This window comes from Lysinibacillus sp. FSL L8-0126 (assembly GCF_038630385.1).
In the GTDB taxonomy this organism is placed as follows: domain Bacteria; phylum Bacillota; class Bacilli; order Bacillales_A; family Planococcaceae; genus Lysinibacillus; species Lysinibacillus fusiformis_D.
Genome location: NZ_CP152028.1, coordinates 4,057,271 through 4,072,568 on the forward strand (window position 1 = coordinate 4,057,271; position 15,298 = coordinate 4,072,568).

13 protein-coding genes and 1 pseudogene are annotated in these 15,298 nt (G+C 33.7%); 4 read left to right on the forward strand and 10 right to left on the reverse strand.

Annotation, left to right across the window (positions count from 1 at the left end; translation table 11 throughout):
• Positions 1-166 precede the first annotated feature (166 nt).
• Both MHI34_RS19590 and MHI34_RS19595 read right to left on the reverse strand, forming a co-directional pair.
• Positions 167-613 carry an HTH domain-containing protein gene (locus MHI34_RS19590; protein WP_342503836.1) on the reverse strand — a complete coding sequence of 149 codons (447 nt, stop codon included), beginning with the start codon at positions 611-613 and terminating at the stop codon, positions 167-169.
• 541 nt (positions 614-1,154) lie between these two features.
• Positions 1,155-2,048 (reverse strand): TetR/AcrR family transcriptional regulator, encoded by an 894-nt coding sequence (locus MHI34_RS19595; RefSeq protein WP_089932218.1) that lies wholly within the window; start codon positions 2,046-2,048, stop codon positions 1,155-1,157.
• A gap of 664 nt (positions 2,049-2,712) precedes the next feature.
• On the opposite strand from MHI34_RS19595, the gene MHI34_RS19600 reads away from it, so the two are divergent.
• Both MHI34_RS19600 and MHI34_RS19605 read left to right on the forward strand, forming a co-directional pair.
• Positions 2,713-3,111 (forward strand): hypothetical protein, encoded by a 399-nt coding sequence (locus MHI34_RS19600; protein WP_036122512.1) that lies wholly within the window; start codon positions 2,713-2,715, stop codon positions 3,109-3,111.
• A gap of 526 nt (positions 3,112-3,637) precedes the next feature.
• Positions 3,638-3,793 (forward strand): annotated as a pseudogene (locus MHI34_RS19605) (alpha/beta hydrolase); the annotation flags it as partial.
• A gap of 129 nt (positions 3,794-3,922) precedes the next feature.
• Here the strand turns inward: MHI34_RS19605 and MHI34_RS19610 are convergent.
• Complete coding sequence (locus tag MHI34_RS19610; RefSeq protein WP_036122515.1) at positions 3,923-4,447, reverse strand: hypothetical protein; 525 nt, start codon at positions 4,445-4,447, stop codon at positions 3,923-3,925.
• 981 nt (positions 4,448-5,428) lie between these two features.
• Between MHI34_RS19610 and MHI34_RS19615 the strand changes: the two genes are divergently transcribed.
• Both MHI34_RS19615 and MHI34_RS19620 read left to right on the forward strand, forming a co-directional pair.
• Positions 5,429-6,172: a hypothetical protein gene (locus tag MHI34_RS19615; protein ID WP_342503837.1), complete on the forward strand. Its 744-nt coding sequence runs from the start codon at positions 5,429-5,431 to the stop codon at positions 6,170-6,172.
• A 628-nt stretch (positions 6,173-6,800) separates the two neighbouring features.
• Positions 6,801-7,091: a DinB family protein gene (locus MHI34_RS19620; protein WP_342503838.1), complete on the forward strand. Its 291-nt coding sequence runs from the start codon at positions 6,801-6,803 to the stop codon at positions 7,089-7,091.
• A 374-nt stretch (positions 7,092-7,465) separates the two neighbouring features.
• Here MHI34_RS19620 and MHI34_RS19625 read toward each other — a convergent pair whose 3' ends face one another.
• From MHI34_RS19625 to nikA, 7 genes are all read right to left on the reverse strand, one after another.
• Positions 7,466-8,074 (reverse strand): YpjP family protein, encoded by a 609-nt coding sequence (locus MHI34_RS19625; RefSeq protein WP_036122522.1) that lies wholly within the window; start codon positions 8,072-8,074, stop codon positions 7,466-7,468.
• 452 nt (positions 8,075-8,526) lie between these two features.
• Entirely contained in the window at positions 8,527-9,732 is a 1,206-nt protein-coding gene (locus MHI34_RS19630; RefSeq protein WP_051891652.1) for an MFS transporter, read from the reverse strand.
• The gene (locus MHI34_RS19635; protein WP_051891653.1) at positions 9,729-10,544 is read right to left on the reverse strand and encodes an ATP-binding cassette domain-containing protein; all 816 of its coding nucleotides are present in this window, start codon (positions 10,542-10,544) and stop codon (positions 9,729-9,731) included. The genes MHI34_RS19630 and MHI34_RS19635 overlap by 4 nt, the downstream gene beginning before the upstream one ends.
• On the reverse strand, positions 10,541-11,401 hold the full coding sequence (locus tag MHI34_RS19640) for an ABC transporter ATP-binding protein (RefSeq protein ID WP_058843109.1): 861 nt from the start codon (positions 11,399-11,401) through the stop codon (positions 10,541-10,543). The genes MHI34_RS19635 and MHI34_RS19640 overlap by 4 nt, the downstream gene beginning before the upstream one ends.
• 16 nt (positions 11,402-11,417) lie before the next feature.
• Entirely contained in the window at positions 11,418-12,224 is an 807-nt protein-coding gene (locus MHI34_RS19645) for an ABC transporter permease subunit (RefSeq protein ID WP_036122528.1), read from the reverse strand.
• Complete coding sequence (nikB, locus tag MHI34_RS19650; RefSeq protein ID WP_101966620.1) at positions 12,224-13,162, reverse strand: nickel ABC transporter permease; 939 nt, start codon at positions 13,160-13,162, stop codon at positions 12,224-12,226. The genes MHI34_RS19645 and nikB overlap by 1 nt, the downstream gene beginning before the upstream one ends.
• A gap of 5 nt (positions 13,163-13,167) precedes the next feature.
• Positions 13,168-14,769 (reverse strand): nickel ABC transporter substrate-binding protein, encoded by a 1,602-nt coding sequence (gene nikA / locus MHI34_RS19655; protein WP_101966619.1) that lies wholly within the window; start codon positions 14,767-14,769, stop codon positions 13,168-13,170.
• Between the last annotated feature and the right edge of the window lie 529 nt (positions 14,770-15,298).

Sequence of the window (15,298 nt, forward strand, 5' to 3'; positions counted from 1 at the left end):
ATCGCGAGACTAACGGGTAGGATTTCGATATATAAATATCATCCGCTAATCTGTATACAAAGTTTGTCTGTCAATACACCATTTTGCATTTCGTCATAATGAAATGGATAATAATATCCTTCTATATCTCTTCTGGCAATTCCCGTGTAAAGGCGATGTGGGCTTATTAGTTATGTAAAACAAAATGTAGCAGAATCACATTCACACATATTTTCAATTCTGCCTCTCTATCCATTACCCGTGCTTGTCTAAAATCGTTGAGTTCCTTTTCTTCTACATGAATTATTTTTGCGATACTTGCTGTTGAAAACATGTAATCCTTAACGAGATCATTCAAGAGCAATGTTGCTCTTTCTTTTGCATCAAAACCTTGAAAACCAAAACATAACTTGGCTAATTTATGCTCTATTATTTCCTGCTGGTCAGTCGTAATATTCCCCTTACCATTTAGCAAACTTTCCAGCTCATTTATCGGTAAATCAACTATTTTGGAAAGCTGAAGATGATTGAAATTAAATTTTCCAGCTACTTCTTGTAGTTGTTCTTTCAGGTAATCAAATCGGGATATATTCGTGATAAAAGATACTTCTGCCCTCTTCTTAAATTCTGGCATCGTCCTAACTCCTTTACTTTTAGTCATATCCATTATATACCACGTAAAAGTGGGGCAATGCATAAAATCAAGACGCTATTTAATCGAGAGCAACAGCGGAAGTATTAATAGAAAAATAGAGCCAGTAACTAAAATGTAAGTTATTTTTCTAGGTAGTTTTTGTTGCTTTGGGTCATCATAAAAACCTGAAAATTGTAGTTTATTACGATAGAGGACAAACAATAAAAAACATATGGCGATTCCTCCTAGCCAGCCTCCGTAAGTACCATCGACATTTATTCGTAAAGTAGTATAAATAAGCCTTACGCCTCCCCACAGCAAGCATCCAAAAATGAGAAAAATCAAAACAATTCTTATTAATTCTAACAATACTTTTATTGTGGTTAACCATAATCCCCTTACTTTCATCACGACCTTTCTACATAAAGCTCTAATGTAAAATGCAAATAATATTTCCTGAATTAGTAATTGCAACGCCCTATTAATTTGGCCATGGATAGACGAAAAAGACCAACTTTATGAGAAAAAGCTGGTCTGGTCATTATGCTTTGTTTGGACTTTTCATATAAAGCCAGCAAAGATTAGCGATTTCTTCCGCTTCATATTTATAAATTGTGTCAGAAAAAGAACTACGAAATGGTTGGATAATGAGTTCTAAAACGCTTATGCGCGGCTTTTCTCTACTCATTTCATCCAAAAGCAACGTCGTTAGTTCCGTTGATTTTTGCTGAAGCTCAACCGTCGATATTTTTTTATAAAACAGTTCTAGTTTCTTTTGAATTTGATCGTTTGTGATCGGCTTGTACGCTGAATCCATTTCAAGCAAATACATATCATTTGGCTCTAATAATATTTCTCCACTCTCAATCATTTCTGGAAGAAAACTTTCTACATACTTTATCGATCTGTAGACTACCTTTTTTATATCAATTGTTGTCTTAGTTGCTAAATTCCAATAAAAGGATATATACTGGAACGTACCAAAAAATATGATTGCACACTCATAATAATAGGGCTTTCCATCCTCCCCATAAATATCATAAAATCTATTTTTTAGCCATGTGATTTCATAAAAACGGTGTTCAGCAAGAATTTTTTGCAACTCTTCATCATGTAAAAAAGAGATTTCTCGAAATAAAGGCATTAAGTTATATTTTTCTTTAATCCTTAAGGAAGCGATTAATTGTTCAACTAAAACTTCTATATCATCTATTTTCTTGCCGACTAGAATTTCCTCTTTTAAAACATTTCTTTCTAGACGATTTTGTTCGAGCACAGCTGAAAGACATTCATTTTTGGATGAAAAATAGTTATAAAATGTCCCCTTTGAAATATTGGCTTTATCTAAAATATCTTGAACCGATGTGTGCTGATACCCTTTTTCAGTAAATAATTGCAATGTTGCTTCGATGACCACTTGCTTACGATCTTTCATACATTTCTCCCATCTCAAAACACAATAACGAATATATTCCAATTATACTAGTAAAACAAAATTTCTCAAAATCTAGCATAAGCTCTAACATGAATGCTACTAGGAGACAATCTGCGAAATCAAGGAACTGACTAACAGTATGAGTTGCATAAGTGGGATCATGGATGCATCTGTTGTACTCTGCAATCGCTTGCTCGTATGCCTTCATTTTATAATTTTGACCACTAAATAAGCTGCTGTAATTAACACTTGATTACTTGCATCCCTCTTGATTTCGTACATGGCTATCTTTGCATGAATATAGCTACTATTATCACCCATAAATGATCTGTAGTAGCTACCTGTTATCCTTTTAACACCATTTTGCTCTCCAGTATGTTATAATGCTATATGACTAAACCAACAAAGAGCATTAACCGATTTGAGCTGTAGCGTGTAACAACGCTACAGCTTTTTAATTTTAGACAGATTTTTTACCCATCATTGGCTCACCACCTGTAATACTAAATACTTTTAAATGCACATTCTGTTCAAAGTAGTTCACTCAATCATTTCTTTCAACTTCCTCTCTAAACAAGAATCATCAAGGACAGTGAAGAAGTAATAAACGAATAAAAAATTCATAGTATAGTAATAATGCCAAAATATAACAAGGGGTAAGGCTATGAGTATTGAATTCATCACACTAGCACCAACATTATTGCATGTGTTTAAAGCGGGAGAGTCGAATCCCAAAAAAGAAAGGCGCATTGTTTATGGGCAAGCTACATCAGACGCAAATGGTATAGCTACGTTTTATTTTACAGACAATGCATTAGCTAATGGCAATCCACTATTATCAACGATTGACTATGCCGTGGCAAGTGTATATTCTACAAATTCATCGATCAATGCAAGACCAAGAGTACAAATGAGAGAAAAGAATAGTACTGGAAAATATGTCTCTGCTAATATTACAAATATTAGTGGTGTCACAGTATTAGGAATTAGTGTATTAGGTTCAGAAAATCCAGTAAGTGGCGTTATTGTAGATTTTATGGTTTTAGGTAGTTTTGAAAGTTAGGAGAATGCGATGAGTTTGTAAGACTTCAAGCTGTAGCCTTTGCAAAAGCTATAGCTTTTTTCACGTTATACCCAATGAGGTGATATTATGGAAAATCTGTAGAGCTTGTAGTAGTAACTCTTTTGCAACTGGTTAGCTTGGTCATGAAAATTATCTTGCGATAGAAATGTTAGACCTATAAGATCTTTAATTGCTTCGGGCTCCCGACTTATTTTGTTGTTTTGCAAAAATTGTGGTGAAGTGTCTTGATTTAAAGTAGCCAAACCTGAAATTCAGCTAGCAAACCTTAAGCATTAGCAATTCCAACAGAGGCAGCTTCAACCGAATTTAAACATTAGGTATGATGCAGCATTTAAAGTAAACCTCCCTCCCCCTCCGTTTACACTAATTCTCAAACCAGATGAAGACTAAGTATACTGTTATTACAAATTAGACGCTCAAAATTCATATAGTAGTTTAATCCATTATCCATTACTGAACATTTGGAGGACTATCAAGAATTAATTTTCAAAAGATAGAAAAATTAGTGGATGGAAAAAATATGAATGTTTTGATTCAAGGACAAGGCACAGAAACAGTCGTGCTACTACCAGGTTTTGGGACAGGAACACCAGCACTTGATTTTAAGCCGCTAGTAGAAGAGTTATCGCCATTTTACAAAGTTGTAATGATTGAGCCTTTTGATTCTACTTAAAACGAATAGTTTTATACCAAAAATAACCAAATGAAGTAATGTTATGTTCGATAATAAACGATGTAGATATTCCTCAAAAAACCAGGTACACAAGTAGTCCCTGGTTTTTATTTAAAGCTAAATTGAATTTGCCATTTCAACAAGTAACTCTGGTTTGATGGAATCGGCACCTTTTTTATGAATGCCGAACATATACTGCAAATTATTTTTTTCAAAGACAAAGAACGTATATATTTGATGTTCAAAATAAACTCCTTTACTACCATCTTTGAGTGGATAACTTTCACCTTCAAAGTCCAATTTATGTTTTAAAGACCGAATATCAATTTTAAATATATTCTCTTTTATATGTTCATTTACAAAAATTAAGTTTAAAGTGGTATTCAGATTATATTCAGAATCTACATAAAATTTACCGAATTTGTGTGTAAATGAAATGGTAGAAGGAATTGTTGGTAACTTTACTTCAGTTTTGTAGTATTTTTCAAACGCATGAACAGCACTGTCAAGGGATTTATATCCTCCTTCAGAATATTTATCCACTAAAGAGGACGATTGAGTATTTGCATAAACATTAACACTAAAGGTAAAAATAAAAATGCAACTAATTATAAATAAAATATTACAAACTTTTTTAACCATTTTGCTACACCCCAATCAATAAAATAAAGCATTAATCTCTGAACTGTTTTCAATAAATCTCCCTTCGATATTTAGTATTTCAATAAAAGTATGAATTATTTAGCTGTATTACAAAATATAATTGAAAAAGGATCTAAGTTCACTAACACTTGAACTTAAATCCTTACTCTTTATATTTATTGGGAGACTGAACCTCTTCCAGTACATCTTTCCTTAATTGATGTATCACTACAATATACTTTCACCCTGTAATTACCAGAACTTGGTACAGTCCTATATTGAGTATCAGTGAAATATACTTCATCTCCTATATTATTATTATTAGAATCTACCAATTGAGTAATAAAGTTAAATTGACCTGTAGATTCATTATTAACCGCTAATTTTTGTCCTTTCTGAGCATAAACATACTCTGAAAAGTCAACTGCTTTAATTTTTCAAATTGGTATGTATGCTCTTTTTTCTACTTTTTTCAGAGATGTTTACACATGTAGAAACAAGCTACTTTATTTTAATAATCCTTTGACATCTATCACTCTATTAAATCTTAAATTCTAATAAAAACACTCCTTTTCTCAAAAAACTAGACTTTGACTCTTCTTGTCTACTTTTAATTTTACTACCTGCTTATGTAAAACAGAAACTTTATGTTACACATATTTAATAGAGGAGAATAAATTTCATAATATAAAAGAAAAACATTTGGAATTTATATGGAAAACATTCATTTTTAATGTTAAAATTTTCTATGAATGGTTTATGTGTATAAACTGTTCCCGAAATATCAGAAAAGAATGGGGGTCTTAAATGAAAAAATCAGTCCTACTTAGAGTATTGGCATTGATAGCCGTATTACTAATCCTTTTTTCAGATGGGATACAAACCTATGATTTTCTCATCCTATTGTTTGCTGTTTTCTTTATAGGTACGCCGTGGTACAAATTTTTCAAAAAGTAAATTTAAAGTTAGGAGGAGTAGTAAATGAAGAAAAAATTAATCCTTTTTGTAATGATTATGCTTTTAGCATTTCAACCCCTATCTGTAAATTTAGGTGCTTTGGCTAAAGAAACAAATGAACATAATGATTGTAATAGTTGTTCACAACAAGCACCTTTGCAAATTGAAAAGAATGGTTTTCTTAATAACTCAGTAGTCGTAAATGAAGTAAAAGAGGATTTAGATATTGCAGAGAAGTTCACACATAGTGAATACAGTAGAGAAGACTTTGATTGGCAAAATACTGAATATATGGATTACGGTAAGAATAAAGATGGTTTGATGATTCCTTATAAAAAGAACAATGAAAGTTTTGATATACGATTACTGACTACTTATGATAAAACAACTGGTGAAGTCGGTGAATTTATCATAATGAAATCAACTCTAGATGTAGAGAATGATGAAATCAATGTTACTTATGCAACATTAAATAACGAAGACATGCTTGGTATGACTCTTGAAGCAAGTACAAATAAGGTAATTGATAAACATGTTTATTTCGATAAAAATTCAGAAGTTTCCCTTTTATCAACCAATAGTGCTAAAGCAGGTTATTGGAGTGATTCATGGGAATGCTTAAAAAACTATTGGTATGATGCCCCTGAACTAACAAAACAAATATGTAGTGCTGCATGTGCGTCAGTAATATTTGGTGGAAATGTTGTAGGTGCTGTTGCTTGTGCTAGTTGTTTAGGTTCTCATGTTATGGTATGTCTAATCCACTAATAATTTAATAAATGTAAAATCCCTTCTAAGGACGTTTAAAACGTATTAGTGGGGATTTTTTTATATAGAGTTCTAAATAGTGCCAATAAAACCGAGTGCTGGTTTTTATAATAATGTTCCATTTGCTATCCTTCATCCTCAAAGTGCGACATTAAACTATTCAAATTCATTTACTCCTATTGGCAACACAATTCTCCTAGAATGCGTGACTTAATTAGAGACGTCGCTGTCTAAAGGTGTTCTACCATACGGTGGTTCTACTATAGGGAAACTCCACCAGAGACATCTCCATCATCTTTGCACCATTCTTTAATCAGTTTTGACTCATTTGCACCTTCTAATTCTCCCAACCTTTTAACAGCTTTGCAATAAGCAAAGAAAGGATCAAAATCATTGAATTCATTCGATTTATGTTTAAAGTTTTTCAGTCGTATTTAAAATTACCTACTGATTTCTCAGTCAATCTTTCGTCCAATTATTTACACCTCACTATGTCACATTTTCTTTCGATTGATCATTCCAAATATTTAATTCTCCAGCCATATACTTCTTGAACTATGAAATAAAGTATTTTTATAATTTCTAAAAAGCCTTCTTATCAATTCATTTATAATAAACATATTAATAAGTGAAAGGATGTATTGATTTGCTGCTTCCATATCGTAATGATCTTAGAAAAATTTTGATACCTTACCTAAACAATCTTGATGAGGAATTTTGGTTTAAGAAACCAGATTTCTATCCAAATAATCTAGCTTGGATAATTTCTCATATATCAAGTAGCGAAGACTATTGGGTGAATGAAATTGGACTTAAAAAAAGTTGTATTTTAAATCTTAACGATGCTTGTTCACCTAAAGATATATTAGATAGCTATATTCAAATTAGAGACATACTGATGACATATTACATATATTAGGAGATTTGCAACTCAATAAATTAGTCGAAATTCCTAAATTTTCAGATGGATGGATGCCACCTTCAGTACCTACACTAAATTGGCTGTTTAATCATGTGTATACGCATGAAGCATATCATGTTGGACAAATCTCGCTTATCATCCGCATTAATGGATTTCAAAAGGCATTATTTTAACGATGAAATCATCACTTTAGATTTCATTTAAATCTAAGGAAATCAAAAAATGATGATTTTAGGGTACATATATTTCATTACCTCCCCCACTCTGTATATCTCTAAAAGAATATGACAAAAACATTTACTACAAACGTTGATATATCAATGTTTCCAAATAAAAAAACACTCGCATTGTAAACGAGTGTTTCACATCTTCTATGACAACCACTTTGGTGGTGTGTTTTTTTCCCAATAGATATCGCCAAGGTTGTGGTGTACCATGAATTCGTCCTCGGCACTGTGATAGTGGAAGTTATAGTAGTAGCCTTCCTGTGGTCTTTTTTCTGTACGCACATGGAAACGGATTACATCTGCTCCGGTTTCATTGTTAATGACATTGAAAATTTTTTCACCATAATGACCACTTGGCTTTTCAGAGATTGTTAATGATGCAGCGCTTTGATCGCCAAGATTAGCCACTGTCATCGCAATTGCTTCCTCCATTTTTGGGAAGATGATGCTGTCGAATTCATTGCTAATTTTCGGACCGACTTTTGTGCCAAATTTTATGTACGATTGCTCTCTTGCTGCATCTAGGAGTAAGGCATTATAATCGATCTCTTCTTCTTGAATTTGTATCTGTTCGTCTTGATAATCATCATGCTCAGCAGCAACAGCAGTGCTTGTCCTCGGTTCAGGGCCGATGGATGCACGGTTCGAAGGATTGTGATCAAATGCTTCCCAAATTTCATGTGTAGGCGTTATTAAACCAAATGTTAAAAACGCAACCATGATAACTATACTTTTTTTAACCCACGTTTTCATTTTTTGTCACCTACTCTTTATGTACAAATTGGTAATTCTCCTATTATTATATACGTTCTCGCCATTAAAAGGTTTCATATTTCTATAATTCATTGTACAATATTTATGAATAATGTGTCGGTTTTTTAAAGGAGGTACAAATCATGAGCATCGTAATGGGTATTGGTCTTTTATTAATGTTAGGTTACTTATCATCTTTATGCTTCACGGACTAATTTTTTTATTTTGTAATATGTACCCTACAAAGCCCTAAAAGCCTGTTATATGCAGTCTTTTGGGGTTTTTCATTTTTCTTTACTAGGTATGGCCCTTAAATAGCACCCATCTGATCATTCATTCTTTCAACCATCCTAAAAAATATCAGTTCCTAATCAATCTTAAATTAAATATAATGATGTTGAAGCGAAGTCACGCTAAAAATGAAGGTATTTTGGACATTCTCATTGACTTCTTTACTTGGACCTTTGAAGGGCATCACAATGTTCTAAGTTAGTATATTCTCCACTAGCAGTTAAATTATATATAATTGCCAATAAACCAATTACTGAACATGCAGAAAACATCATTGGATATGAACCAAATTGTACGATAATACCCATTACCATCCCACCTAAAGAAAAACCTAAGTCATACGATGCTAAAAATAACCCTAATAATACATGTTTATGTGACTCCGGAATTGCAAAAGAAATGTATGTGGTTAATGTAGGATATAACATCGCTGCTGCTATTCCATTAAATAAAACACTAATATAGACAAACGATCCGATAAGAGGAAGTGCCGCTAGCATCGTTGTCCCAATAATAGAGCTACTCAATATAAGGGTTATGAAACCTGGATGCCACTTTCCATCAGATGGAATATATTTTCTAAAAATAAATCTACTCCCTACAACAACTAGAGCCTGCAGAAATAAATAAAGCCCAACATTCCCTGTATTTGTAGTTAAAAAGTACAGAGGTAAAAATGTCGAGATTGCCCCAAATATACTTGCACCTATAAGCATTACCCCCGAAGAAACGATTAACCCTTTATGCGCACGAGCTAATTTCATTCCTTTTCTCATATCCTCCAAGGTGAACGATACATTTTCTTTTTTTACTTTCGGTAATGGTGATCTAATGAAAAACATAAGAGGTGCAAAAGCTAAGCAGGTAATAAAAATTAATAGCCAAGATACATCTCCTTGAACCCAGATAACCATTGCTAATGCTGGTCCATATAACCCTGGCATGACACTTGATAAAGAATACATTGCCATACCTTGTCCTCTATCTTCATCTCGTAAAGTCTCCGTGATACCCATTTGCATCGACATGGAGAAAAATGCCGTCACGATTCCTTGCAAAATGCGCACAACATAAAGACTTTCAACACCAAGCGATACATACAAAAGGAGTGCTGCTACATGCCCTAGTAATAAATATTTCATTACTGTATGGACACTGTATTTTGATACCATTTGACCAGCCCATGGACGTAACACCATACAAACAAACATATAGATTCCCATCATCAGACCGATTTCTGCCTCTTTCATTCCGTGATTAGCTGCCTGCAAAGGGAATATGACAGTTAATACAGAATTAGCCGTAAAATAAAAAATTGCCAAGCCGTAGTTTTGTAGCATGCTAAAAGATAATGGACTTACTTTCATAATTCCAACTCCTCTTTTAGGTCCAATTGGTGGTGAATAGAATCGATTTTAAGTTGTGAATCCAATAATACTTTTGTGGCCACATGTTTTGCATTCTCTAACTCATCTATCAGTAGTTGTTCCACAATTCTTCCTTTATGCATAATCGCGATTTCATCTGCCAAAAGTCGAGCTACATGTATGTCATGGGTGATAAAAAAGTAAGTTAGTTTTAACTCGTGCTGTAATCGTTTGAGTAGTTTTAAAATACTAATTTGCACCAAGACATCCAAACTATTTACTGATTCATCTAAAACAATCAATCGAGGTTGTGTGGAAATCGCACGTGCAATTGTAATTCGCTGTAATTGTCCGCCACTGAATTGCTGAGGATATTTCATCATATCCTCTTCTGACAGACCAACCATTTTTAGTAACTTTCCTACACGATCCTCTATTTGATTTATATCTAGCTTTTCATATACTAGTATTGGTTCCACAATAATGTCTCTGATTTTAAGCTTAGGATTTACTGCACTATGACAATCTTGAAATACCACTTGTAACGATTGTTGCAATCGTTTTCGTTCATTTATAGTTGTTTTATGTACATTTATCCCATTAAATAAAATCACACCATCATCTGGCTTTTCAATTCCAAGTATCATTTTACCAAGCGTACTTTTTCCAGAACCGCTTTGTCCTAGCAACGTAAAGCAACTGCCTTCTTTTATATTAAGCGACACATTTTCTACTGCCTTTACCATCGAATTTTTCTTCCTAAAAAATCGTGATTGACTATAGCTTTTAGATACTTGCTGTACTTGGATCATCTGTTTGTCCCCTCCATTCTCACCCAGTGGTTCTGATCATATAAGACAAGCTCTCCTGATACTGAACCTTCATACTTATCAGCAAGCTCTTCTAACTTACTATGCTCATCTCGTGCTGCAACAAGCGTTTGAGTGTAAGGATGAATCGGGTGCAATAAAATATGGGAAGTGGGACCTTGCTCAACTACAATCCCTCTTCTCATTACAACTATTTCTTCTGCTAAATTTGCAATAACACCTAAATCGTGCGATACAATCAACATCGACATTGCCGTTTTCTCATGAAGTTTTTTTAATTCCTTTAATATTTCAAGTTGTGTCATAGTATCTAGTGCTGTGGTAGGTTCATCAGCAAGTAATAGCTTTGGCTCAAGGCTTGCTGCAATGGCAATCATGATACGCTGAAGCATTCCTCCGCTTAGTTCATTTGGATATTTGTTTAAGATCTCTACATTACCTAATTGAAAAAGTGCGAGCTGCTCCTTTGCTTTCTCAATTGCTTCCTTTTTAGACATTTTTGTATGTGCTTGAAGCGTTTCAATGAAATGTCCACCAATCGACACAATTGGATTAAACATGGACATTGGATTTTGCATAATGAGCCCAATTTCCTTTCCTCGCACCTCACGCATTTTTCTCTCCTCTATCGAAAGCAAACTCTTTCCATCAAATTCAATACTTCCCTTTGCAGATCGCTCTTTACGGTAAAGATTTAAAATCGTCGAACATAATACAGATTTTCCGCTACCACTCTCCCCAATAATTCCAACAACCTTGCCTTTCAGAACTGATAAGCTCACTTGATTTAGCACCTGTTTATTATGGATAAATACAGTTAAATTTCTAATCTCTAACATATTATTTCACCTCTTCTCACACTGATTTTGGATTAAGTAAATCTCTTAACGAATCACCAAATGCATTAAAAGTTAATACAGTTATTGAAAGCATTACACCTGGAATGATCATTAACTCAGGTTTTATCATTAAGTATGTTTTACTCTCACTAATCATCATGCCCCATTCAGCTGTTGGAGGCGTTATCCCAAGTCCTAAAAAAGACAACTCTGAAATCATTAATATCGTTGAACCTAAACCGATTAGCTTTAGTAGAAGCATTTGCGGAAATACAAACGGTACGATATGACGCCACATAATTTTCAAAGTCGGGACACCGCAAATTTTGGCATAAACCACATAATTCGTTTCTTTTAAACTCACAACCATATTCCGTATAACTCGTGCAAAGCCGACCCAAATTACAATGACAATTGCAATTACTAGATTTCCCATCCCTGCTCCAAGTGCACCAACAATAATAAGCGCAAAAATAAAATTTGGAATTGCGAGCAAAATATCGCATAGACGCATTAAGACTAAATCAATCCAACCTCCAACATAGCCTGCAGTTATACCAACGACCATACTAATTAGTAGCGTGACTAGTAGTACAATGAGTGCAACAAATAACGACACTCTCGCACCTTCGATTAACCTTGATAAAACGCAACGTCCTAAATGATCTGTCCCAAGAGGATATTGTATTGAAAAACCTTGTAGCTTCATGGCCATATTCGGTAAATGAGGATCATTTGGCATAAGCAATGGTCCAAATATCGCAACAAAAAATAGGATGCTTACAAGAAACGTACTACAGTAAAATGCCCATTTTTTTCTCATCACAATTCCTCCTTTAATCGAATTCTCGGATCAATAAACGCACATATTATATCCGCTAAAAAATTAATGATAATGTAGAAGAAACCAATAATCATAATGAAACCTTGCATTACGTTATAATCTCTCGCTGTTATTGCAGTAACAATATAACGGCCTATGCCGGGTATAGAAAAAATAATTTCAACTATTGCAGCCCCACCAATAAGTACCCCTAATGTCATCGCAAGTGAAGTTATAAATGGTGTCAATGTAGCTTTAAAAATATGCTTACGAATAATGACTGACTCACTTATACCTCTAGCACGTGCAAACGTTATAAAAGGCTTATCCATTTGCTCAATCATATTTGTACGAATCATACGAATGTAAAATGGTACATTGGCCAAAGCTAAAGTTAATGCTGGTAAAATGATTGCATCTAAATTTCCCCATCCCATAAGTGGAAGAAGATTAAGCTTAAAAGCTACAACATAAATCAGAACGAAACCTAGCCAAAAACTAGGCATCGAGGCAATGAAAAATATAGTCATTCTTGTTAGATTATCAAAAGCAGAGCCCTTTTTTACTGCACTAAAAATCCCAAGTGGAATAGAAATAACTAATATTAATAGAAAAGCTACGAGCGCCAACTGAGTTGTAACACCAAAATAGGACAATAATTCCTCACTAACTGCGTTTCCATTCATATATGAAGTTCCAAAGTCGAATTTTAATACTCCACCAAGCCATGTTACATATTGTGTGAGCAAGGGCTTATCCAACCCTTGCTCCTCTCTTGCTTGCTCTAGTATTTCATCTGTTACTGGAATATGGTTTGCCATATAATATGACTCTATCGGATCACCAGGCATAATACGCATGAGTGAAAATGCAATTAACGTTAAACCAATCATTGCTATAGTCATACTAAAAAAGCGGTTTAAAAAGTACTTTGCCATTATTATCACTTCATCTCATATAAATTAATTGGTACCTCAAATTGTTGAGGAGAGAATTTGATTTTTTTGAATACATCATTTGCCACAAGATAATTTTGCTTATATGAAATTGGTATAAAGATAGCCTCTTGCTGAATTGTTTGGATTATACTTTCATATAATGAAGCCCGCTCAGTTACATCTGTAGATCTAATAACACGTGTAATTTCCTCTATAAGTTTGTCACTCGAATCTGTTCCCATAATGGAATAGTTACCAATTTGTTGCTCTCCTGTCATAGTACGTATATACATATGAGGATCATAAGGTGCGCCCCAAGTATCATTCATTACTATGTTGTATTCACCTGCTTTTGTTCGCGCATAATACACTTGATTATCCTCGGCTACCAATTTCACATCCGCACCAACTTCTTTCCAAGCTCCTTGTAAATACTCGTATATTGCTTTATGAATTTGGTCGCTTGAATTGTAAGCCATTAGTAATTCAAGCTTTTCACCATTCTTTGAACGAATCCCAGTTTTTCCATCAACTATCCAGCCAGCTTTATCTAGAATTTTTTTAGATTTTTCTACATCAAAATTATATTCTTCAATTTCAATATCACTATATGGGAATCCTGGTGAAAATAAAGAGTGTGCCTCTTGCTCCATACCACTTAAAATATGATCAATAATAGTTTGTCGATCTAGTGCATGTTGAAGCGCCAATCGTACCTCTTTATATTTAGTTACACCAAAAGTGGTATTAAGAGATAATATACGAGTTGATAGAGGGTCTGAAACTTCAGTCAAATACTCGTCATTCTGTCTCAATGTGGTAAACTCAATTGGAGTAAGTTGGGAACTTCCGAAAATTAAATCAATTTCACCATTTTCTAAAGCCATCATACGCATCTGTGAATCAGCAATATATTTCACTTCTACTTTTTCAATCGAGGGTTTTTCTCCCCAATAATTTTCATTTCTCGTAAATACAGCATGATTTTCATCTGCTTCATTTAAAATCCATGGCCCTGTACCAATTGGTTTCTTGATTCCATCTGCTGTATTGCCACTGTCTGGAAATCCAGCGTCACCTAACATACGTAATGGACGAATTAAAGCCAACTCCTGTAAAAACGGATAATATGATTCTTTTAATGAGACCTTTATTGTTAACTCATCAATTACTTCAACTTCATCAATAACTGTTACTACCTCTAACCAACTATGCGCTAAACTATTTCCGATAACTGTCTCAAAATTACGTTTAACGTTATCTGCTGTTAACATAGAACCATCAGAATATACTACTCCTTCTCGCAAATGAAATGTATATTCCTTACCATCCTCAGAAATATCCCAATTCTCAGCTAATCCTGGAGATATTGTTCCATCATTTCCATAAGCAACTAATGGATCATATAGCAGCGCCTGTGCAAACATTTCGTTTGGTGAATATAAATGAGGGTTCGCCTCTCCTATATCTGACGGCCAAGACATTTTCAATGTATTTTTATTAACACTACTTTCTTCACCAGCATTGGGTGCTGTATCATCGCTACAAGCTACTAAAAAAAGTAAAACAAATAATGGGATAAATAAAAAATATTTTCTCTTTAACATGTTTAGTCTCCTTAAATTCATAGTTATTCCATTTAATTGATGCTAAAATCAATCCACACAAAAAGAAGTAATTTCTAATTTGATTTCTTTTTATAAATAATGTTATTTATTCCTCCCTCCTTCAAATTCACAAAAAGTAATGATTACGCTTTGAACAGGTCGCTCCACCATTATAAATAGTAATGATTACTATTATCAATATTTTTTTATTTATTTTCATTCTACTCCAAACACCCAAAGTCTTTATGTTTCTGTATTTCATTTATTAATCTTCCAAAAAACAAACAAATAGGCCCATTAGACATTTCAATTAGTATCTTCTATTCATGATTTGACTGCCTCTTTTCAATAAGTATTACCTTTAGGTCAAATTCCTTCATAACATTTCTCGCAATACTACTGGGAACTTTATTTTATTTCTATTTCATAATCTTTTTATGTACCTCTCTTAGACTGTTATTTCACTATTAAGCTAAATGTAAATATAGAAAAATTACTCTATTTTAAAATGGGTATTTTACAATGGGAA

What these genes read in the sequence shown, in the direction of transcription:
- MHI34_RS19615 (WP_342503837.1), top strand. Translation starts at nt 5,429, where the DNA reads ATGAAGAAAAAATTAATCCTTTTTGTAATGATTATGCTTTTAGCATTT.
- MHI34_RS19600 (WP_036122512.1), top strand. Translation starts at nt 2,713, where the DNA reads ATGAGTATTGAATTCATCACACTAGCACCAACATTATTGCATGTGTTT.
- MHI34_RS19635 (WP_051891653.1), bottom strand. Translation starts at nt 10,544, where the DNA reads ATGATCCAAGTACAGCAAGTATCTAAAAGCTATAGTCAATCACGATTT.
- MHI34_RS19625 (WP_036122522.1), bottom strand. Translation starts at nt 8,074, where the DNA reads ATGAAAACGTGGGTTAAAAAAAGTATAGTTATCATGGTTGCGTTTTTA.
- MHI34_RS19640 (WP_058843109.1), bottom strand. Translation starts at nt 11,401, where the DNA reads ATGTTAGAGATTAGAAATTTAACTGTATTTATCCATAATAAACAGGTG.
- MHI34_RS19630 (WP_051891652.1), bottom strand. Translation starts at nt 9,732, where the DNA reads ATGAAAGTAAGTCCATTATCTTTTAGCATGCTACAAAACTACGGCTTG.
- nikA (WP_101966619.1), bottom strand. Translation starts at nt 14,769, where the DNA reads ATGTTAAAGAGAAAATATTTTTTATTTATCCCATTATTTGTTTTACTT.
- nikB (WP_101966620.1), bottom strand. Translation starts at nt 13,162, where the DNA reads ATGGCAAAGTACTTTTTAAACCGCTTTTTTAGTATGACTATAGCAATG.
- MHI34_RS19595 (WP_089932218.1), bottom strand. Translation starts at nt 2,048, where the DNA reads ATGAAAGATCGTAAGCAAGTGGTCATCGAAGCAACATTGCAATTATTT.
- MHI34_RS19590 (WP_342503836.1), bottom strand. Translation starts at nt 613, where the DNA reads ATGCCAGAATTTAAGAAGAGGGCAGAAGTATCTTTTATCACGAATATA.
- MHI34_RS19610 (WP_036122515.1), bottom strand. Translation starts at nt 4,447, where the DNA reads ATGGTTAAAAAAGTTTGTAATATTTTATTTATAATTAGTTGCATTTTT.
- MHI34_RS19645 (WP_036122528.1), bottom strand. Translation starts at nt 12,224, where the DNA reads ATGAGAAAAAAATGGGCATTTTACTGTAGTACGTTTCTTGTAAGCATC.